The sequence below is a fragment of the Peptoniphilus mikwangii genome, assembly GCF_000468535.1.
Taxonomy (GTDB): domain Bacteria; phylum Bacillota; class Clostridia; order Tissierellales; family Peptoniphilaceae; genus Anaerosphaera; species Anaerosphaera mikwangii.
Window position 1 is genome coordinate 77,153 of sequence record NZ_AUQY01000002.1, and the last position, 21,609, is coordinate 98,761.

Below are 21,609 nucleotides of genomic sequence, written 5' to 3' on the forward strand. Positions count from 1 at the left end.
ATAGTATAATAGTAATAATAAAGGAGGGTAATGTAAGTGGATAATATGCAAAAGGAAAATCTTGCAGTTGAAATGCGGAATATAACTAAAAAATTTGGTGATTTCGTTGCAAATGATAATATTAACCTTGATATTAGAAGGGGAGAAATCCACGCTCTACTTGGTGAAAACGGAGCAGGTAAGAGTACGTTGATGAATATTCTATACGGATTGTATGCTCAAACTGAAGGAGATATTTACATTAATGGAAAAAAGACAATAATAAGTGATCCTAATGCTGCAATAAAAAATGGACTTGGGATGGTCCATCAACATTTTATGCTTGTTGAACCTTTTACTGTTGTGGAAAATATTATACTTGGGATGGAACCGGTTAAAGGTATAAGCTTGGATTTAAAGACTGCCAGAAAAAATGTAGTGGAAATATCAGAAAAATATGGATTGAAAATTAATCCTGATGAAAAAATAGAAAACATATCTGTTGGAATGCAACAGAGAGTAGAGATACTTAAGGCATTATATCGTGGTGCAGACATACTTATTTTTGATGAACCTACGGCAGTGTTAACGCCGCAAGAAATTGATGAACTTATAAATATTATAAAAAATTTAGCAAAGAAAAATAAAACCATTATAATAATTACTCATAAACTTAAAGAAATAAAAGCTATGGCAGATAGATGTACTATCATAAGAAGAGGAAAGAAAATTGATACAGTAGATGTATGCAATGTAAGTGAATCTGAACTTGCAGATATGATGGTTGGACGTCAGGTTGAGCTAAAAGTTGATAAAAAAGAGCAAGAGCCGGGCGATGTAATTCTAAAAGTGGAAAATTTAGTTGTAAAAGATATTAGAAATATAAACAAGGTAGATGGTTTAAACCTTGAATTGAAATCCGGAGAAATACTTGGAATAGCAGGTGTAGACGGTAATGGACAAAGTGAACTTTTAGAGGCTCTTACAGGACTTAAGACCATTGAATCCGGAAAAATATTTTTAAATGGGAAAGACATTACAAATAAAACGCCTAAGGAAATACAAAATAGCGGAATGCATAATATTCCGGAAGACAGACAAAAAAGAGGATTAGTATTAGACTTTAACATTGCGGAAAATTTAATACTTGAAAATTATTATAAAGAAAAATTTTCTAAAAAAGGAATCTTAAAAGAAAAAGAAATAGAAGCTTTTGCACAAGAACTTGTTGAAAAATTTGATGTAAGACCAACAGATATAAAATATATTGCAGGATCACTGTCAGGCGGAAATCAACAAAAGGTAATTATTGCAAGAGAAATTACAAATGATCCGGATGTTTTAATAGCGGCCCAACCTACAAGAGGACTTGATGTCGGTGCTATTGAATATGTTCACAAGTATTTGGTTGAACAGAGAAATAAAGGCAAGGCCGTACTTTTAATATCATTTGAACTTGATGAAGTATTTGCATTATCAGATAGAATATCTGTAATTTATGATGGAAAAATTTCTAAAACACTTAAAAGAACTGAAACTGACGAGAGAGAAGTAGGTCTTTTAATGGCGGGAGGTGGAATAGTTGAAGAATAAGAGTAGATTTTTTTATACAGTAGTTTCAATTATTCTTGGATTGATATTCGGTTCTATAATATTGATGATTAACAAAATTAATCCGCTTGCAGCATATAAGGTTATAATATTGGGAGCTGTAGGAAAACCGAGTTATATTTCATGGACTATAATAAATGCTGTTCCTATAATTCTTACAGGAGTTTCAGTAGCATTTGCATTTAAAACAGGATTATTTAATATAGGTGCTGAAGGACAGTATATCGTGGGTTCAATAGGAGCTTTATTGGTAGGGTATTTCTTTAAATTGCCGCCGGTTATTCATCCGATTTTTGCACTTATGGGAGGAGCACTTTTCGGAGGACTATGGGGATCGGTAGTCGGATATTTAAAGAGTAGATTTTCAGTTAATGAGGTTATTTCATCGATAATGATGAATTGGATAGGTTTTTATTTAAGCAATTATATGTTGGGAATTTCTATTTTGAGAAAACCTTCATCAGATACTACATTTTCAATTCTTCCAACCGCAAACATTGAATTTTTAAAAAGCTGGAAAACTTCAGAAGCGGGAATTGCATTTTTGCAAAATCATAAAATGTTAAAACAATTTTTACGTCCTCCAATCAATTGGGGAATGGTTGTTGCAATAATTGTTGCATTTGTAATTTGGTATATTTTAAAGAAGACAACCTTAGGATATCAATTAAGGGCGGTAGGATTTAATAAATACGCTGCAGAATATGGAGGAATTAATATCAAGAGAAATCAGGTTATATCAATGACGATTTCCGGTATGATTTCAGGACTTGCAGGAGCAATAACAGTTCTTGGAGTTTCTCAAAATATAAGTATGATGGCAGCTCAGCAAGGTTATGGCTTTAATGGTATGGCTGTTGCATTAATAGCGGGGAATAATCCGCTTGCTTGTATTCCGGCGGGCTTATTATTTGCAGGACTTAACTATGGCGGCGGTAAGCTGAATGCAGCATTAAATACTCACTCGGAAGTCATAAGTATAGTAATAGGTATAATAACATTCTTTATAGCTATGCCTAAACTGTTAGATTTAATTAGTTTAATAATTCCAAAGAAGGAGGGCAAAAAACATGAATAGTATTTTTGGTATTATAAGTACTACTTTATTATATTCTGCTCCTCTTATATATGCTGCATTAGGTGGTATAATAAGCGAAAATGGTGGGGTTGTAAATATAGGGATTGAAGGTATGATGACAATAGGAGCGTTGATAGGTGCTACTGTAGGTTATTTTAGCGGAAATCCATGGCTTGCATTTTTATGCGGAGGACTTGCCGGGATGGCACTTGCTTTACTTCATGCAATAGCAACGGTTAATTTTGCAGCAGATCATGTTGTATCAGGTATTGCAATTAATTTAATAGGTCCGGGACTTGCGTTATTCTTATCGAGAATTTTCTTTGAAGGTGCAGCAATGACAAAATCAATTCCTTTTGAAAATCAATTACCACAAGTATTTAATGGAGTTTTTACTAAGGAATTGATAGAAGCATATCCTTGGATGAGATATATGAAAATGGTATTTCAACAATATATTGTAGTATATATTGCGTTTGCATTGGTGTTTGTTGTTTGGTATTTATTGTATAAGACTAAACTCGGACTTAGAATAAGAGCTGTTGGAGAGCATCCTCAAGCTGCAGAAACTTTGGGTGTAGATGCATATAAAATAAAATATATATGTGTTCTTGCATCAGGATTTTTAGCAGGACTTGGAGGAGCAAGTATGAGTCTTGCAGTTGTATCAAATTACAGACAAACACTTATTTCAGGACAGGGATTTATTGCTCTTGCAGCAGTTATATTTGGAGGATGGAAGCCTCAAGGAGCATTTGCCGCATGTTTATTATTTGGAGCAGCGCAAGGCCTTTCTGTAACTCTTGGAAATATAGGTATAAAAATAGATTCTAATTTACTTTCAATGTTGCCGTATATAATTACACTTTTAGTTTTAATTATATTTGTTAAGGGATCAAATGCACCATCAGCTGATGGTAAACCATTTGAAAGAGATAAATAATAAAATGTATCTTCGGATACATTTTTTATTTGTGCAAAATTAAATATATATGGTAAGATAATTTGTAAGATAAATAATTAAAAGATGGTGATATAGATGAATATAAATTGGTATCCGGGGCATATGAAAAAAACCATAGAGGATATTGAGGCTAAAACAAAACTTGTAGATTTTTATATAGAAATAATAGATTCGAGAATTCCTATATCCAGTAGAAATCCTCTTTTAAATAAAGTCCTTTCAAATAAAAAGGGACTTTTAGTTTTAAATAAATCTGATCTTTCAGAAGAATCTCAAAATAGAAAATGGGCTGAGAAATTAAGTACGGATAACAAAAAAGCGATATTATATAGTGCCGCAAAACCCAATGTTAATAAAATAATAAATGAATCAATGAATTTGATGGCTGCTGAAATAGAAAAAAGTAAAGAAAAGGGAATAAATATGGGACCGCTTCGCGCTATGATAGTTGGTATTCCAAATTCAGGCAAGTCTACATTTATAAATGGAATTTCAAAGAGAAAATCTGCAAAAACAGGAAATAGACCCGGAGTTACAAAAACTAATCAATGGATAAAATTAAATCCAAAAATACATTTGTTAGATACTCCAGGTGTATTATGGCCGAAATTTGAGGATCAAAATATTGCGCTTAATCTTGCATTTACAGGAGCAATTAAAGATGAAATAATGGATACGGAAACACTTTGTTTAAAGCTTATTGAAAGACTTTTAAGTTTGGATAGCTCCATTTTGGAAGACAGATATAAAGTAACTACAGCTGAAAAAACACCTGTTGAGATAATGGAAGCTATAGGTATGATTAGAGGAGCAAAATTAAGAGGTAATGAAATAGATTATACTAAAGTATCCAATTTGATATTAGATGAATTTAGAAAAGGTGTATTAGGAAGAATAACATTGGAGAGAGCATAACATGGTAGAAAATTTTGAAGGAGAATATTCCTCTAGAGGATATAAGTATATAGTAGGCATAGATGAAGTTGGAAGAGGAGCGCTATTTGGAGATGTAGTTACATGTGCAATAATAATGCCGCTTGACAGCAGAATTGAAGGGATTACAGATTCTAAAAAGCTATCTGAAAAGAAAAGGGAAAAATATTTTGATGAAATTTTAGAAGAGGCGGTTGCAGTTGGAATAGGCAGAATGGACTGTAAGACTATTGATGAGGTAAATATAAAAAACGCAACTCACTATGCGATGTTAAATGCAATTGAAAATTTAAAAGACAAGGACGGAAATTATATAAAACCGGATTTATTGCTTATAGATGCAGAAAAGATAGACACAGATATTGAACAAGTTTCCATAATAAAGGGAGATGAAAAGTGCTATACAATTTCATGTGCATCTATTATAGCTAAAGTATATAGAGATAGATTATGTAAGGAGTGGGCGCTATCTTATCCAGAATACGGATTAGAAAAACACAAAGGATATGGAACTAAGCAACATAGAGAGGCGATAAAAGAACATGGACCTTCTCCTATGCATAGACTTTCATTTATTAAGAATAGGGGAGAATGGTAATGAATAATAGAAATTTAGGCGCTATCGGTGAAAGTATAGCTACTAAATTTTTGGAAGATAAGGGCTATAAAATATTAGATAAAAATTACAGAGCTTTAGGAACAGAAATAGATATTATAGCTTTAGACGGAGACATTTTAGTTTTTATAGAAGTTAAAAGTAGAAGTTCTAAAAAATTCGGGAATGCTTTTGAGGCTGTAAATGGATTTAAAATTCAAAATATTATAAGAACTTCTATGAGTTATATAGTTTCTAAGCAATTAGATTCATTTCAAGTTAGATATGATGTTGTGGAATATTACATAAATGAAAATTATATTAACCACATAGAAAATGCTTTTGAGGTAGTATAGAGAGGTGTCATATGTATTCATGTGTAAAAACTTGCTCTTTGCAGGGGCTTAGTGGAGATGTCATAGAGGCTCAAGCTGATATAACTAATGGATTACCTAAATTTACAATAGTTGGATTGCCGAATACTGCAATAAAAGAATCGGGTGAAAGAGTTAGAAGCGGAATAAAAAATAGCGGATTTGAATTTCCGCTTAAGAGAATTACAATAAATCTTGCTCCCGCAAATTTGAAAAAAGATGGTTCACAGATGGATTTTGCTATAGCAATGGCAGTACTTGTAGCAACATCACAAGTAAGAGAAATAAAGAATGAATTTGTGTTTTTGGGAGAGCTTTCATTAGACGGGCAATTGAATGAAATAACAGGAGCTCTTCCAATGATAATTTCCTTGAGAGAAAAAGGCTATAAAAATTTTATAATACCGAATTCAAATAAAAAAGAGTGTTCACTTATAACGGATGTAAATATTTTTCCTGTTAAGAATTTAAGAGAAGCTGTTGATTTTTTAAACGGAGAAATTGAGATTCAAAGATACAGTGAAGAATTTTACATTAAAGATTCAGAATATGAGATAGATTTTTCTGATATGAAGGGACAGGGATTTTTAAAGAGAGCTCTTGAGGTATCGGCAGCAGGAAGACACAATATATTATTGGTAGGAGTTCCGGGGAGTGGAAAATCGATGGCTGCAAAACGATTTCCTACAATATTACCTAAACTTAGCTTTGATGAAGCGATAGAAGTTACAAAAATTTATAGTATATCAGGATTGTTGAAAGAAAATAAATTAATAGCAAATCCTCCATTTAGAGCTCCACATCATACATCATCTGCAATATCATTAATAGGCGGAGGAAGAATACCGAAACCGGGAGAAATATCCCTGGCACATAATGGTGTACTATTTTTAGATGAGTTGCCGGAATTTCCAAAGTATGTACTTGAAGTTTTAAGACAGCCTTTAGAGGATAAGACAATAAACATTGCAAGAGTAAACGCAAGTTTGTCGTATCCCGCAAAATTTATTTTAATAGCAGCCATGAATCCATGTCCTTGTGGATTTAACGGTTCAAATGATCATGAGTGTACTTGCAGTGTATCTGAAATAAACAGGTATTTATCTAAAATTTCACATCCGCTTTTGGATAGAATAGATATTCATGTTGAGGTTAGTGCAGTAAAATATTCGGATCTTTCAAAAGACATAAAGGAGGAAAGTTCATCTGAAATTAGGAAGAGAGTTGAACTTGCGAGAAATATTCAGATTGAAAGATTTAAAGATTCAAATATTTTATCTAATTCGGATATAAGAGAAAATCAAATATCAAAATATTGTAAACTTTCTGATAAGTGTAGGAATGTAATGGATATTGCATTTAAGAAATATAAATTTTCAGCAAGGACATATAATAAAATTTTAAAAGTTGCAAGAACTATTGCAGATCTTGAGGGGAACACTGAAATATGTGTTGAAAATTTACTTGAAGCTATAAGATACAGAAGCTTAGACTCAAAATATTGGAGTTAATTATGAATTATAGAGAATTTTTAATATATTTAAATGCTATTGGACTGGATAACAGTCAGATAATAAAGATAGAAGAGTTTATAATTTCAGAAAAAATAGATTATAGGAATTTTTTGGATGCAAATTTTGTGAAAAGTGTATCTAAAAATTTTAGTAAGCAGCTCATTGGAAAGCTTATAAATTATAAACCTGAATTACTTGAAAAATTATATGACTATACTATTAAAAATGACATATCTATATTTACATCAGAAGATATTTTTTATCCTAAAAATTTATTAAATATAATTGATTATCCAAGGGTTTTATACGTGAAGGGAAATTTAACGGATGGCGATAATAATTCAATTTCTATAGTAGGAGCAAGAAACAATTCTGATTATGGAAGATGTGTTGTAGATTATATAGTAGACTTGCTTTCCGACTATGAAATATCAATAGTAAGCGGACTTGCCTATGGAATAGATGGACTTGCACACAAAAGGGCATTAAAAAATAACATGAAGACCATTGCTGTACTTGGAAGCGGTGTTGATGTTATATATCCTATAAAAAATAAAAAGCTATATTATGACATTGTCGAAAATGGTGCGGTAGTCAGTGAATATCCGCCTACATCTTCTCCTATAGCCTATAGGTTTCCGCTCAGAAATAGAATAATATCAGGACTTTCGCTTGGAGTTATAGTTGTTGAGGCAAAAGCAAAGAGCGGTTCATTAATCACAGCAAGACTTGCGGCGGAACAGGGGAGAGAAGTTTTTGCAGTTCCGGGAAATATAAATTCACAGTATAGTGAAGGAACAAATCTTTTAATAAGAGACGGGGCAAAAATATTTACTTCAATAGATGACTTATTAGATTTAATTCCACAAATAAAATCAAAAAATACAGGCATAAAAAATGTAGATTTGGATTTGGGAGAAGATGAAAATAGAGTTTTGAATGAAATAAAAAACGGAATAACAGATATAAATTTAATCAGTATAAATATTGGAGAAGATATTTCATATGTAAGCAGTATTCTTACTGTACTTGAACTTAAAGATATCATAATAATAAGTGGAAATAATATTTTATTAAATATTAAGTGAGAATTAAATCTAACACAATGTAATAAATAAAAATACCTATAAATGTTAAAATTAGATATTTATAGGTATTTTTATTTATTTGTAACATATTATTGGAGTTATTTTTGATGTTTTTACAAATAAATAAGATATATTAATTTAAAATATGTTATAATTATTTTCAAAGGAGGTCGCAATGAAAAAAATAATTTTTGATATGAGTCCTTTAGGAAATTTTTCTCCATCTTGCAAAGCATATTATACATATTACAATGAGAAATTCAGCAGAAAGATTTTTTTCTATACAAGATGCGATGACGGAACATATTTGAGGGTTGATGAACTTGAAAATGAGGAGGAGCTTAAAAACAGGATTATAACTTTTAAAGATTTAGGACAAAGAGTTTGTGAGATACCGTTTAATGATGATATACGAGTTCCACCGATTGATGAAAGTTTTGAAGATGATGATATATTAAAAAGAATAGTTGAAAGACTTGGAGATAAAGCCAGTTGGAAAAATTCTGAGCTTAGACTTATTGAAGTGGAAGATGAATTTTAATTTAAAAAAGCTGATTTTGATTATAGTTTCAAAATCAGCTTTTCTATTCTATTTTTTGAACTTTCTTTAACTGTAAATTTTAAATTATCTATTGTTATAGTTTCTCCTTTTTTAGGGAATCTATCTATTTTTTCTATTATATATCCTGCAATAGAGTCTATTTCATCAGATTCTAAATTAAGTTCAAGGATGTGGTTTAATTCATCAATATTCATTGCACCATCTATTAAATATTCTTTAGGAGAAATTTTTATTATATCTTCATCTTCGTCCTCATCATATTCGTCTGATATTGAACCTACTATTTTTTCAACTAAATCTTCAAGTGTAATCATGCCTTCCGTTCCACCGTATTCATCATTTATGATGGCAACGGAAACTTTTTTATGGCGCATTTCATTAAATAAAGGACCGACAGGTTTATACTCATAAGTATAAAACGGCGGTTTTAGAATATCTAAATGATCTTTTAAAATCATATCATTCGGTAACAGTAATAAATCTTTGACATGTAAAATTCCTATTATGTCGTCTAAATCTTCATTATATACAGGCATTCTTGAAAATGATTCTTCATTTACAATTTTTACTATATCTTCATAGCTATCATTTACATTAACAGCAATTATATCTGTTCTTGGGGTCATAATATCTTTTGCATAGCTGTCTCTGAAATCCATTACATTTTCTATTATAATAGATTCACTTTTATTTAAAAGCCCTTCTTCCATTCCGAGTGAAACTGCATCTATCAGATCATCTTCCGTGATAAGTGGTTCTTTATAATTTATGTCTCCACCGCTTAATTTAATTAATATTTTAGATTTTATTTCTATAAGATAACTTAACGGTTTTAAGACAGATGTTGCTATAAATAAAAAGTATGCCTTTTTTTGAACTACTTTTTCATATTTTTGTATTCCAAGAGACTTAGGAACATTTTCTCCTATAATAATTATTATTAAGGGGGAGATTATACAAGCTATTATAAGTCCTTTAATTTCATATAAAGAATATAAAAACAAGCATAATGATATTGCCACCATACTATTTGAAGAATAATCTCCGATTAATATTGCCGAAAATATATTATTGTCATCATATAATTTTTTTATCAATTCAATATTTTTAAGTTTTTTTTCTTCAAGTTTTTTTATTTTTATGTTTGAAAGATTTTGATATGCATTTTCTATTAATGTAAATTCAAATGATAAAAATAAAAATATTATAAATAACGCTAAATATAAGTAATGAAAAAAGTTCATAATTCACCTCAATTCAAATTATATATGTACTGCTTAGCTTTGTCAAAATAATATGAAATATTATATTTAAAAATTGCACTGAATAATAAAAAAAATATTTATATGAGTTAGGTATTTGTGTTATAATCTAACTATATTAAATCATAGTGATTTTGTAGGAATTAATAGGGTATAATAAATTAAGTAAAGTATATAAATATTAGGAGGAAAATAATGTATAGGGAATTACTTAGAATAGAAAATCTTTCTGCAGGAATAGAAGAGAAAGAGATTCTTCACAATATAAATTTGAATATTAATTACGGAGAAGTTCATGTGATAATGGGACCTAACGGTTCAGGAAAGTCTACTCTTGCAAATGTAATAATGAATAATCCGGAGTATGTAGTAAATAGTGGAGATATATTTTTAGAAGGAGAAAATATATCTGAACTTTCAACCGATAAGAGAGCAAGAAAGGGGCTTTTTATGAGTTTTCAAACGCCTATGGAAGTATCGGGAGTTAGTGTTGAAAATTTTATCAGAACTGCAAAATCTACAATAGAAGATAAAAATATTTCAATACTTAAATTTAAAAAGGAACTGCAGGATGAGATGGATAAACTTTCTATGGATCATTCTTATGCAGATAGATATTTAAATCAAGGATTTTCAGGCGGAGAAATGAAAAAAAATGAAATACTTCAAATGATTATGCTAAATCCCAAGCTTGCAATACTTGATGAAACGGATTCAGGACTTGATGTAGATGCAATAAGAACAGTTTCTGAAAGCATTTCAAGATTTTTAAATGAAAATAATTCAGTTTTAATAATCACACATCATAGACAATTGATTAAGAGTATAAAACCTGACTATGTTCATATTATGTTAAATGGTGAATTGGTAAAAACAGGTGATATAAGTTTTGTTGATAAAATTGAAAATGAAGGTTTTAGCTGGATTAGAGAAGAGGTGAAGTGATTTGCCAAGAGAGGTTAGAAAAAAAACTCAAATAGAAGAAATGGATAGAGGTATATATGACATAAAGAATGAGGTTGTATATAGATCTAAAACGGAAAAAGGTCTTACAGAAGAAATAGTAAGACAAATTTCAAAAGAAAAAGATGAACCTGAGTGGATGCTTGAATATAGGTTAAAGGCACTTGAAATATTTAATGAAAAAGAAAATCCGGTCTGGGGACCTGACATTTCAGAAGTAGATATTGAAAAAATAACAACATATATAAGACCTGATGCAGATCTAACAGATGATTGGAATTTAGTGCCTGATGAAATAAGAGATACATTTGATAAACTTGGAATACCTGAAGCGGAAAAAGAGGCTTTACTTTCAGGAGTTGGAGCTCAATATGACAGTGAGGTAGTTTATCATAATATACAAAAATATCTCCTTGATCAAGGCGTTGTATATACGGACTTTGAATCGGGACTTAGAGAATATCCCGAGATAGTTAAAAAATATTTTGGAAAGTGTATATCTCCTAACTTGCATAAATATGCCGCACTTCACTATGCTGTATGGAGCGGAGGAAGTTTTGTATATGTTCCTAAGGGAGTAAGGGTTGATGTTCCTCTTCAATCTTATTTCAGACTTAATGCCCCCGGCGCAGGTCAGTTTGAACATACACTTATAATTGTGGAGGATGATGCATATTGTCATTTTATAGAAGGTTGTTCAGCACCTAAGTACAATGTGGTAAATCTTCACGCGGGAGCTGTAGAACTTTTTATAGGAGAAAATTCAACTCTCAGATATTCTACAATAGAGAACTGGTCAAGAAATATGTATAATTTAAATACTAAAAGAGCAATAGTTGAAAAAAACGGAAAAATAGAATGGGTTTCAGGCTCATTCGGTTCAAAAGTATCAATGCTATATCCTGCATCGGTTCTTGTCGGAGATTATGCTACAAGTGAATTTACAGGAATATCTTTTGCCGGAGTAGGACAAAATATTGATACAGGCGCACAGGTAATTCATGCTGCTTCATATACAACATCTACAGTTAATTCCAAGTCAATATCAAAATCAGGCGGAATAGCTGTATATAGAGGATTAGTTAAAGTAGCGGAAGGCGCACATGATTGCAAGAGCTCGGTTAGTTGTGAATCTTTAATGCTTGATAGCCTTTCAAGATCAGATACAATACCTGTAATAGATATAAAAAATAAGAGTGTTGATTTGGGACATGAGGCTAAAATAGGTAGGATTTCAGATCAGGTTATTTTTTATTTAATGAGTAGAGGGATTTCTGAAAATGATGCTAAAGCTATGGTAGTAAGAGGATTTGCAGAACCGATAGCTAAAGAACTTCCCATGGAATATGCTGTTGAAATGAATAATCTTATAAGCCTTGAGCTTGAAGGTTCAATTGGTTAGGAGGTAATTATGAATACAAAAATTTTGGGTAATAGCCTAACCTTTAAAACATTTGGCTGGCTTAAAGTAAATAACACTGAAATTTTTATGCCTGAAGGGATAAAACAGGAATACTATTTAAAATCAGATAAGAAATTGGATGTAGAAGAATTTAAAAATGTTAAATACGGTGTTTCTGAAGAATGTATAGAATTAAATGATAAATTTGGAAATTTGTACAGGTCATATGTTTCAAGTAAGGATGCAGAAATAAATGAAATAGTAGATTTAAAACAAGACAGTAAAAATAATATTTTATTTGATACACACGATTTGATAGCAGAAGAAAATTCAAAATTAAATTTAATATTAAATTATAATTCGATAAGCAATTCTGATAAATATAGGAATTCAATTATAAGAATTTTAGCTAAAGAGAATTCACAGGTTAATTTATATGTAATTCAAAATGGAGATGAAAAATCTTTTTCCTTAGAATCAATTCTTGTGAAGGCAGAAAAAAATTCGAGTGTCAATTTATGTCAGTTTGAATTAGGTTCAAAGGAATTATATACAAATTTTCAAGGCAATTTAATCGGAAATGAGTCGAACCTTAATATAGACAGTATTTATTTCGGATATGATGATAATAAGATTAATATGCTATATGATATTTTGCACTATGGAGAAGAAACTAAGTCGGAAGTTGTAGTAAATGGGGCATTAAAAGATAACAGTTATAAGAATTTTAAATCTACTCTCGATTTTAAAGAAGGTTCAAGCTTTGCGGTCGGTTCAGAAGAGGAATATGTTGTTCTAATGGATGATAGTGTTACAGCTTTATCAGTTCCTATACTGTTGGCACATGAAGATAATGTAGAGGGAAACCACGCTGCAAGTGCAGGTAAGATAGATCAACAACTTTTATTTTATATAATGAGTAGAGGATTCAATCAAGTTGAAGCTGAATCACTAATAATAGAATCTAAATTTTCAAGAGCGATAGATAAACTTGAAAATGAGGAATTAAAAGAAAAGCTATGGAAGAATATATTTGGCATTGCGAGGAGGAGATAAATGTTAAGTAAAAATGAAATTTTGGATATAAGAAAAGACTTTAATTATTTGAAGTTAGAAAAAAATTTTGTTTACTTTGACAACGGAGCAACAGTACAGAAACCGAATAGTATAATAAAGTCTATTGAAGATTATTATAAATTTGAAAATGGAAATCCTCATAGAGGAGCACATTATTTTGCAATAAAGGCCACAGAAATATATGAAAGCGCAAGAGAAAGAGTTGCAAAATTTTTGAATGCAAAGTCATCTAACGAAGTGATATTTTTACGAAATACAACAGAGGCTCTTAATCTGGTTGCATATTCATGGGCTCTTGAAAATTTAAAAGAGGGTGATGAGATTCTGCTTTCAATAATGGAGCATCATTCAAATTGTGTAACTTGGCAATATGTTGCGAATAAAACTAAGGCTAATCTTGTATATTTATATATTGATGATAATAAACAGATAACTGATGAGGAATTTAAATCTAAAATAAGTGAAAAGACAAAGCTTTTTACTATAACAGCGGCATCAAATGTAGTTGGAACTATGCCTGATATAAAACGATATATAAAACTTGCTAAGGAAAAGTCCAAAAATATAAAGACAATTATAGATGCGGCACAATTTGCTCCGCATCAAAAAATAGACGTACAAAATATTGATTGTGATTTTTTGGCATTTTCCGGTCATAAAATGTTTTCTGCTATGGGAATCGGAGTACTGTATGGAAAAGAAGATATACTAAATTCTATGAATCCGTTTATGTATGGCGGAGATATGATAGAGTATGTTTATGAAGATCATTCTACATTTTTAAAATCGCCACAGAGATTTGAAGCGGGTACTGCAAATGTTGAAGGGGCAAAGTCTCTCCATGCGGCAATTGACTATATAGAAAATATAGGTATGGAAAATATAGCTGAATATGAAAATTCTATTATGAAGTATGCATATGATAAGATGCTTGATATTCCATACATTGATGTATATACAACGAGAACTGAGAATAGAAGTCCTGTATTGTCATTTAATTTTAAGCAGGCGCATCCACATGATGTTGCATCGATTTTAGATAGTTATAATATAGGAATTAGAAGCGGGCATCACTGTGCACAGCCATTACACAGATTTCTCGGAATAAATTTTTCTTGTAGAGCATCATTTTCTTTCTATAATACATTTGAAGAAATAGATTATTTTATAGAACACCTTGAGAGTGTAAGGAGGATGATGGGAATTGAATCTTAATGAAATTTATACTGAGCTTATATTAGAGCATAGTAAAAATAAAAGAAACAAGAGAAATTTAGAAGAGCCGACTCACATTGAACTTGGGCACAATCCCAGCTGTGGAGATGAGATAACATTACAACTTAAGATTGAGAATGATGTTATTGAAGATATATCCTATGTAGGACACGGATGTGCTATATCTCAGGCATCTACTTCAATAATGATTGATATAGTAAAGGGAGTTACTGTAGAAAAAGCACTTGAGCTTTGTGAGAAATTTATTTCTATGGTTAAAGGTGAAATTGGAGAGAATGAACTTGATGAATTGGGAGATGCAATTGCCTTTGAAAATATTCAGAATTTGCCTGCAAGAGTTAAATGTGCAGTTCTTGCATGGCACACATTAAAAGATATTCTTGAAAATAATAAAACCGAAGGCAGTTTTACTCCTTGAGAGGGGATTATATGAAGTTATCAACAAAGGGTAGATATGGTCTTATGGCAATGTACAGACTTAGTTTAAATTATGGAAACGGACCAACTCCTATAAATGATATAGCTAAGGAAGAAAAATTATCGGAGGCCTATTTAGAGCAATTATTTACTTTACTTAAAAAGAAAAATTTGGTAAAGAGTATAAGAGGTGCAGCCGGCGGATATGAACTTGCAAAATCTCCAAGTGAAATTAAAATAGGAGAAATTCTAAATGCACTTGAGGGAGATATTGCGTTGTCTTGTAGCAGTATGAATATAAAGCCGGAGTGCAGGAATGTAGAAACTTGTCCTACAAGGGAAATATTGGAAAAACTCCAAATTAAACTTGAGGAAGTACTTGATTCAATGACACTTGCAGATATGAGGTGATTATGGAAATATATTTAGATAATTCTGCTACAACAAGGTTAGATAAAGAAGTTTTAGAAGAAATGCTGCCATACCTTACAGGAGAGTTTGCAAATCCTTCCAGTATATATACAATAGCAAGGACTACAAAACAGGCTATAGAAAAAAGTAGAGATTTGATAGCCGATAAATTGGGGGCTAAATCTAAAGAGATATTTTTTACATCAGGAGGCTCGGAATCTGATAATTGGGCAATAAAAGGAACTGTTGATGCAAATATAGGAAAACATATAATTACGACGCCGATTGAACATCACGCTGTTTTAAATACATTTGAATATTTAGAAAAAAAAGGATATGATGTATCATATTTAAAGGTAGATTCTGATGGAATTGTAGATTTAGAATATTTAGAGAATATTTTAAATGAAAATACGGCTTTGGTATCTGTAATGTATGCAAATAATGAGATAGGAACTATAGAACCAATTGAAAAAATAGGGAATATATTAAAAGAAAGAAATATATTGTTTCATGTGGACGGTGTCCAGGCGCTTTCAAGTATAGATTTTAAACTTAAAGATCTTCCGATGGATTTAATGAGTTTCTCTGCTCATAAGATAAGAGGTCCTAAGGGGATAGGAGCACTTTATATAAAAGAAGGAACGAAAATAAATCCAATTATACATGGTGGAAGCCAAGAACGTGGGAGAAGAGCAGGAACGGAAAATGTTGCAAGTATAGTAGGATTTGCAAAAGCTGTTGATATAAGTAGAAAAAATATAAAAAATGATGTAAAATATATAGAGAATTTAAGAAATATTTTAATGAACAGTTTGCTTGAAATTGATGGAGTTTATTTGAACGGTTCTTCAAAAAACAGACTTTCAAATAATATAAATATATCAATAGAAAAAGTGGATGCTCAAGCATTATTAATGATGCTTGATATGAGAGGAGTATATGCTTCAAGCGGAAGTGCATGTACGGCAGGAAGCATGGCACCTTCACACGTTCTAAAATCAATAGGAAGAAGTGATGAGCTTGCAAGAAATTGTTTGAGATTATCACTCGGTATTGATAATAATATTTATGAAATAAATGAAGCATCTGTTATAATAAGAGAAGTAATAGAAACTTTAAGAAGATAGAGGTGAGATATGAGCTCTATAAAGGCGGTAACACCGGGATTTATAACAACTGCAGTAGCTACGTTATCCATATTTCTTTTATTTTTAATAATTTATTATTTAATAAATATTGGGAATAGATATATTGACAGAAATAAAAGAATAAATATAGACTTGAAACTTGCAATTAGAATTTTATTTGGAGTTGTAGTATTGTATTCTTTAAAATTGATATTTAATAAATATCCAATAGTATCTGATACGATATGGGCATTAATTGCAGCTATTATAGTTTCGTTTTTGATAAATCCGGTTGTAACTTATTTTGAAACTAAAAAGATCAATAGAAAATATGGCGTTATAATTGTATATGTAAGTGTCATTTTAGTATTGGCAATATTACTTATAATAGTAATACCTAAAACAATTCAAGAAATAACGAACCTATTAAAGAGTATACCATCTCTTATAGATCAAAGCGGTAAAATATTAAATGATTTGTCTGAAAAATTAAATAAGTCTTTTAATTATGACTTACCAAAAAATGAACAGGGAAGGACAATTATTGAAGAAATTCAAAATAGCATAAATAAGTATATAGTTTTAGTTCCTGAGGCAATACTTTCAAAATTAAAAAATTTAACTATGGGTATGCAAACTGTATTTTCAAAGTTACTTAGATTTGTGCTTATATTTATATTTTCTTTCTATTTTACAGTAGATAAGAATAAGTTTAAAAATATTTTGGATTCACATATTCCTGTAAAACATAGAAATGATATATTATATATCGCAAGTAGAATAAATAGTGCACTTCATGATTTTGTAAAGGGAAGATTGTTGATGGCGGTGTTTGTTGGATTTGCCACTATGGTGTATTTGTTAATACTTGGAGTTGATTTTGCAGTTGTAATAGGTATTATAACTTGTATTGCGGATATAATTCCATATATTGGACCGTTTCTTGGATTTGTTCCGGCGGTGCTGTTTGCGTTTATTGAATCTCCAATTAAAGCGCTATGGGTTGCGATATTATTTTTATTATTGCAATGGGCGGAAAATAATATTATAGCCCCGAAATTATTGGCGGATAAGACAGGCTTAAATCCTATGGTTATACTTATTGCAATTATTATCGGCGGTGGAGTGTTTGGAATATGGGGTATGATATTTGCAGTTCCTATAGTATCTGTTGCTTTAATATTGATAGATTTTGCAAAAATGAAATATAATGAGAGAAATAGAAATATAGTCTAAATTGACAAAATTAGATATACAATTTATAATTTTAATGACAAAGTGTCCTCCCTTTGACGGGAGGATTTTTAAGGTAGAGAGGTGTAGTATGAAGAATCTTAAATTACATGAGATTAGATCGTTATATTTAAATTTTTTTGAGTCTAAGCAGCACTTAATGCTTCCGAGTTTTTCGCTTATACCAAAAAATGACAAATCACTTTTATTGATTGGAGCGGGAATGGCTCCTATGAAAAAATATTTTACAGGAGAATTGACTCCTCCATCAAGAAGAGTTACAACTTGCCAAAAATGTGTAAGAACAGGAGATATTGAAAACGTAGGGAAAACTGATAGACACGCAACTTTTTTTGAAATGCTTGGTAATTTTTCTTTTGGAGATTATTTTAAAAGGGAAGCAATAACTTGGGCATGGGAATTTTTAACAGAGCAAATTGAAATTTCAAAAGATGATTTATGGGTAACTGTATATCATGAAGATGATGAAGCTTTTAGAATTTGGAATGAAGAAATAAAAGTTCCTGAAGAGAGAATAGTAAGACTTGGTAAAGATGATAATTTCTGGGAACTTGAAGTAGGTCCGTCAGGTCCTTGTTCTGAAATCTATGTAGATAGAGGCGAGGCTTATGGATGTGGAGATAAAAATTGTAAGCCCGGATGTGATTGTGATAGATTTATTGAAGTTTGGAATTTGGTATTCACTCAATTTGATAAAGATGAAAGTGGAGTATACCATCCATTAAAGAATCCCAATATAGATACGGGAATGGGACTTGAAAGGCTTGCAACAGTAGTTCAACATACAAATAATATTTTTGAGATTGATGCAATTCAAGATATTATAAGAGAGATTGAAAAAATTTCAGGGTATAAATATGAAACGGACAAAAAATTAGATGAGTCTGTTAGAGTTATAACTGATCATATAAGAGCTATGACATTTATGATATCTGATACAATAAGACCTTCAAATGAAGGAAGAGGATATGTTCTCAGACGTTTTATAAGAAGAGCTGCAAGACATGGAAGGATACTTGGAATTAAAAAGAGTTTCTTGTCAGAACTTTCAGATTTAATAATAAATTCATGGGGTGCAGATTATTATCCTGAATTAATAGAAAATAGAGATAATATTAAATCAGTAATAAAAGCTGAAGAGGAAAAATTCCTTGAAACAATAGAGCAAGGCATGAGCATGCTTGAATCTCATATATTAGATTTAAAAGAGAAAAAGTTGGATATATTAGATGGAGAATATGCATTTAAGTTATATGACACTTATGGATTTCCGGTTGATTTGACAGCAGAAATATTAGATGAAAATTCAATAAAGCTTGATAGAGATGGATTTGATAAAAATATGGATGCTCAAAGAAAAAGAGCCAGAGCTGCAAGAGATGATTCAGATAATATAGGATGGGGAAGCCATGACAATGAAAAAATCTATGAAGGATTAAAGAATGAGTTTGTAGGTTATGAAAAAGATGAATGCAAAGCTAATATAATCGAATTAGTTAAATCGAATGAACTTGTTGATAAATTAACAAAAGGTGAAAAGGGAATCATTATACTTGATAAAACACCTTTCTATGCAGAATCGGGTGGTCAAGCGGGCGATACAGGTATTATAGAATCTGATAAATTTAAAATAAAAGTAATTGATACTAAGAAAAATGTAAAAGGATTACATCTCCATATGGTGGAAGTTGAGGAAGGTATAGTAGAAAAGTCAGAAGTATCAGCTAAAATAGATGTAATCAGAAGATTTAACATAAGAAGAAATCACTCTGTAACGCACTTATTGCACAAAGCACTTAAAGAAGTGTTAGGAAATCATGTAAACCAAGCAGGTTCAGAAGTATTAGACAATAGAATGAGGTTTGATTTCACTCATTTTGAGGCTATAGACAAAGAAGATTTACAAAAGATAGAAGATAGAGTAAATCAAAAAATATTTGAAGCATTACCTGTTAAAACTACAATTACAAATCCTGAAGATGCTTATAAGCTTGGAGCAGTCGGATTATTTGAAGAAAAATACAGTTCTGTTGTAAGAGTAGTTACTATGGGAGATTATTCAATGGAATTATGTGGTGGAACTCATGTGAGCAATACATCAGAAATTTCGATGTTTAAAATTATTTCTGAAAACGGAATTTCATCCGGAGTTAGAAGAATTGAATCAATAACAGGACCTGCAGTATATTCTTATTTAAATAATCTTGAAAACTTAAGAGATGAAAGTGCTTCAGCATTAAAATCAAATAAGTCTGATATAATTCAAAAGATAAAACTTTTGACAGAGAATGTTAAAGCTTATGAAAAGCAAATAGAAGAACTCAAGTTAAAGACAGCAAAAGATGAAGTTAGTGAAATCATTAAAAACGTTAAAAAAATTAATTCAATAAATTATGTAACATACAGATTTAATGAAGTGGATGTAAATACACTTCGAAACTTAGCTGATGAAGTTAGAGAAAAAGTCGGAAGTGTTGTAGTATTATTTGCAACAGAAATAGAGGACAAAGTTAATTTTGTATGTGCAGTTTCACAAGACCTTGTAAAACAAAAAATTTCTGCCGGTAACATAGTTAAAGAAGTTGCAAAAGTAACAGGAGGCGGTGGAGGCGGTAGACCGGATATGGCTACAGCCGGAGGAAAGGATGCTTCTAAAATTGACTTGGCTTTAGAAGAGATAAAGAATATTTTATAGTTTAAGTTTTTTTAAAACACATTATATGGTATAATCATATAGGAGGGATATTATGGATGATAAAAATTATGAAACTCAAGTTTTTGAAAAGCAAAGTATTGAAACTGAAAAATATAGAAGTATATTAAAATCAGTATATGAATCACTTAGCGAAAAGGGATATAATCCTGTGGATCAAATAATAGGATATATACTTTCAGGAGATCCGACATATATTACAAGTTATAATAATGCAAGATCCATAATACAGGGTGTTGAGCGTGATGAATTATTAGGAGAATTGTTAAAGTTCTACTTAAAGAAATAATATATTATGAGATGGACGTATGCTCCATCTCATCTTTACATATTGTATATTTAGAAATATGTACCTTAGAATAAGGTTGTGGTTTATTTAATGGAAAAAATATTAGGATTAGATATAGGGGATAAATGGATAGGTGTTGCAGTGAGTGATTTATTAGGCATTACTGCACAGCCGTTAGTGACAATAAAAAGAGAATCTAATAAACAAGCATACGAAGATATATATAATTTAATTAAGGAAAACAACATAGCTAAAGTTGTTGTAGGACTACCGAAAAATATGAATAATACGTTAGGGCCTCAAAGCGAAAAAGTTTTAAAATTTTCGGAAAAATTAAAAAATAAATATGGTGTTGAAATTATATATATAGATGAAAGAATGACTACTATATCTGCTAATAGAATTTTAATTGAAGGCGAAGTAAGAAGAGAAAATAGAAAACAGTATGTTGATAAAATAGCAGCGACATATATTTTACAGACATATTTGGATAGTAAGTAGAGGAGGAACAATGGAAAGGCACCTTTTTTATGATGAAAATAATGAGCCGGTTGAATTTATAGTGAAGGCTAAATTTACTGTAGATGATACTGATTATGTTGCTATGCTACCAGCAGATGACCTTGAGCCGCTTATTTATATTTTAAAAATTGAAGTTGATGATGCAGGAAATGAATTCTTGGTTGGTATTGAAGATGAAGAATTGGAAGAAGCAACTGCAGTTTATGAAGAACTTATGAAAGACAAATTGCAATGA

22 protein-coding genes are annotated in these 21,609 nt (G+C 30.8%); 21 read left to right on the forward strand and 1 reads right to left on the reverse strand.

Translation table 11 applies throughout. The features are described from left to right. Positions 1-45: 45 nt before the first annotated feature. The 9 genes from M915_RS00740 to M915_RS00780 all read left to right on the forward strand — a co-directional run bounded on the left by M915_RS00740 (position 46) and on the right by M915_RS00780 (position 8,677). Entirely contained in the window at positions 46-1,572 is a 1,527-nt protein-coding gene (locus M915_RS00740; RefSeq protein WP_036729706.1) for an ABC transporter ATP-binding protein, read from the forward strand. Further along, positions 1,562-2,668 (forward strand): ABC transporter permease, encoded by a 1,107-nt coding sequence (locus M915_RS00745; protein WP_009222398.1) that lies wholly within the window; start codon positions 1,562-1,564, stop codon positions 2,666-2,668. Before M915_RS00740 ends, M915_RS00745 begins: the two co-directional genes overlap by 11 nt. Then, positions 2,661-3,611, forward strand: a complete 951-nt coding sequence (locus tag M915_RS00750; RefSeq protein ID WP_009222397.1) for an ABC transporter permease — start codon at positions 2,661-2,663, stop codon at positions 3,609-3,611. The genes M915_RS00745 and M915_RS00750 overlap by 8 nt, the downstream gene beginning before the upstream one ends. 96 nt (positions 3,612-3,707) lie before the next feature. Then, entirely contained in the window at positions 3,708-4,547 is an 840-nt protein-coding gene (ylqF, locus tag M915_RS00755) for a ribosome biogenesis GTPase YlqF (RefSeq protein WP_036728438.1), read from the forward strand. A gap of 1 nt (position 4,548) precedes the next feature. After that, on the forward strand, positions 4,549-5,163 hold the full coding sequence (locus tag M915_RS00760) for a ribonuclease HII (protein WP_036728441.1): 615 nt from the start codon (positions 4,549-4,551) through the stop codon (positions 5,161-5,163). Next, on the forward strand, positions 5,163-5,516 hold the full coding sequence (locus M915_RS00765; protein ID WP_115737007.1) for a YraN family protein: 354 nt from the start codon (positions 5,163-5,165) through the stop codon (positions 5,514-5,516). The genes M915_RS00760 and M915_RS00765 overlap by 1 nt, the downstream gene beginning before the upstream one ends. 11 nt (positions 5,517-5,527) lie before the next feature. Further along, entirely contained in the window at positions 5,528-7,045 is a 1,518-nt protein-coding gene (locus M915_RS00770; RefSeq protein WP_036728447.1) for a YifB family Mg chelatase-like AAA ATPase, read from the forward strand. A 2-nt stretch (positions 7,046-7,047) separates the two neighbouring features. Beyond that, the gene (gene dprA, locus M915_RS00775; RefSeq protein ID WP_036728449.1) at positions 7,048-8,136 is read left to right on the forward strand and encodes a DNA-processing protein DprA; all 1,089 of its coding nucleotides are present in this window, start codon (positions 7,048-7,050) and stop codon (positions 8,134-8,136) included. 175 nt (positions 8,137-8,311) lie between these two features. After that, positions 8,312-8,677, forward strand: a complete 366-nt coding sequence (locus M915_RS00780; RefSeq protein ID WP_009222393.1) for a hypothetical protein — start codon at positions 8,312-8,314, stop codon at positions 8,675-8,677. A gap of 20 nt (positions 8,678-8,697) precedes the next feature. Here the strand turns inward: M915_RS00780 and M915_RS00785 are convergent, their stop codons facing one another. Next, on the reverse strand, positions 8,698-9,942 hold the full coding sequence (locus M915_RS00785; protein WP_036728453.1) for a CNNM domain-containing protein: 1,245 nt from the start codon (positions 9,940-9,942) through the stop codon (positions 8,698-8,700). Between the two features lie 213 nt (positions 9,943-10,155). On the opposite strand from M915_RS00785, the gene sufC reads away from it, so the two are divergent. The 12 genes from sufC (at position 10,156) to M915_RS00845 (ending at position 21,609) form a co-directional block, all read left to right on the forward strand. After that, positions 10,156-10,905 (forward strand): Fe-S cluster assembly ATPase SufC, encoded by a 750-nt coding sequence (sufC, locus tag M915_RS00790; RefSeq protein ID WP_036728456.1) that lies wholly within the window; start codon positions 10,156-10,158, stop codon positions 10,903-10,905. A 40-nt stretch (positions 10,906-10,945) separates the two neighbouring features. Next, positions 10,946-12,325, forward strand: coding sequence for a Fe-S cluster assembly protein SufB (gene sufB / locus M915_RS00795; protein WP_036729710.1), 1,380 nt, complete (start codon positions 10,946-10,948; stop codon positions 12,323-12,325). A gap of 9 nt (positions 12,326-12,334) precedes the next feature. Continuing rightward, complete coding sequence (locus tag M915_RS00800; protein ID WP_036728459.1) at positions 12,335-13,381, forward strand: SufD family Fe-S cluster assembly protein; 1,047 nt, start codon at positions 12,335-12,337, stop codon at positions 13,379-13,381. After that, the gene (locus M915_RS00805) at positions 13,382-14,617 is read left to right on the forward strand and encodes an aminotransferase class V-fold PLP-dependent enzyme (RefSeq protein WP_036728461.1); all 1,236 of its coding nucleotides are present in this window, start codon (positions 13,382-13,384) and stop codon (positions 14,615-14,617) included. It begins immediately after the preceding gene. Beyond that, positions 14,607-15,056 (forward strand): Fe-S cluster assembly sulfur transfer protein SufU, encoded by a 450-nt coding sequence (sufU, locus tag M915_RS00810; protein ID WP_036728464.1) that lies wholly within the window; start codon positions 14,607-14,609, stop codon positions 15,054-15,056. Before M915_RS00805 ends, sufU begins: the two co-directional genes overlap by 11 nt. Before the next feature lie 11 nt (positions 15,057-15,067). Beyond that, on the forward strand, positions 15,068-15,466 hold the full coding sequence (locus M915_RS00815; RefSeq protein WP_009222385.1) for an RrF2 family transcriptional regulator: 399 nt from the start codon (positions 15,068-15,070) through the stop codon (positions 15,464-15,466). A gap of 2 nt (positions 15,467-15,468) precedes the next feature. After that, positions 15,469-16,596, forward strand: a complete 1,128-nt coding sequence (locus M915_RS00820) for a cysteine desulfurase family protein (RefSeq protein WP_036728467.1) — start codon at positions 15,469-15,471, stop codon at positions 16,594-16,596. A 9-nt stretch (positions 16,597-16,605) separates the two neighbouring features. After that, the gene (locus tag M915_RS00825) at positions 16,606-17,832 is read left to right on the forward strand and encodes an AI-2E family transporter (RefSeq protein ID WP_036728469.1); all 1,227 of its coding nucleotides are present in this window, start codon (positions 16,606-16,608) and stop codon (positions 17,830-17,832) included. An 88-nt stretch (positions 17,833-17,920) separates the two neighbouring features. Beyond that, a complete protein-coding gene (gene alaS, locus M915_RS00830; protein WP_036728472.1) occupies positions 17,921-20,545 on the forward strand; it encodes an alanine--tRNA ligase in 2,625 nt (874 codons plus the stop codon). Between the two features lie 52 nt (positions 20,546-20,597). Continuing rightward, the gene (locus tag M915_RS00835) at positions 20,598-20,852 is read left to right on the forward strand and encodes an IreB family regulatory phosphoprotein (protein ID WP_009222381.1); all 255 of its coding nucleotides are present in this window, start codon (positions 20,598-20,600) and stop codon (positions 20,850-20,852) included. A gap of 90 nt (positions 20,853-20,942) precedes the next feature. Beyond that, positions 20,943-21,353, forward strand: coding sequence for a Holliday junction resolvase RuvX (ruvX, locus tag M915_RS00840; RefSeq protein ID WP_036728475.1), 411 nt, complete (start codon positions 20,943-20,945; stop codon positions 21,351-21,353). A 10-nt stretch (positions 21,354-21,363) separates the two neighbouring features. Further along, a complete protein-coding gene (locus M915_RS00845) occupies positions 21,364-21,609 on the forward strand; it encodes a DUF1292 domain-containing protein (protein WP_009222379.1) in 246 nt (81 codons plus the stop codon).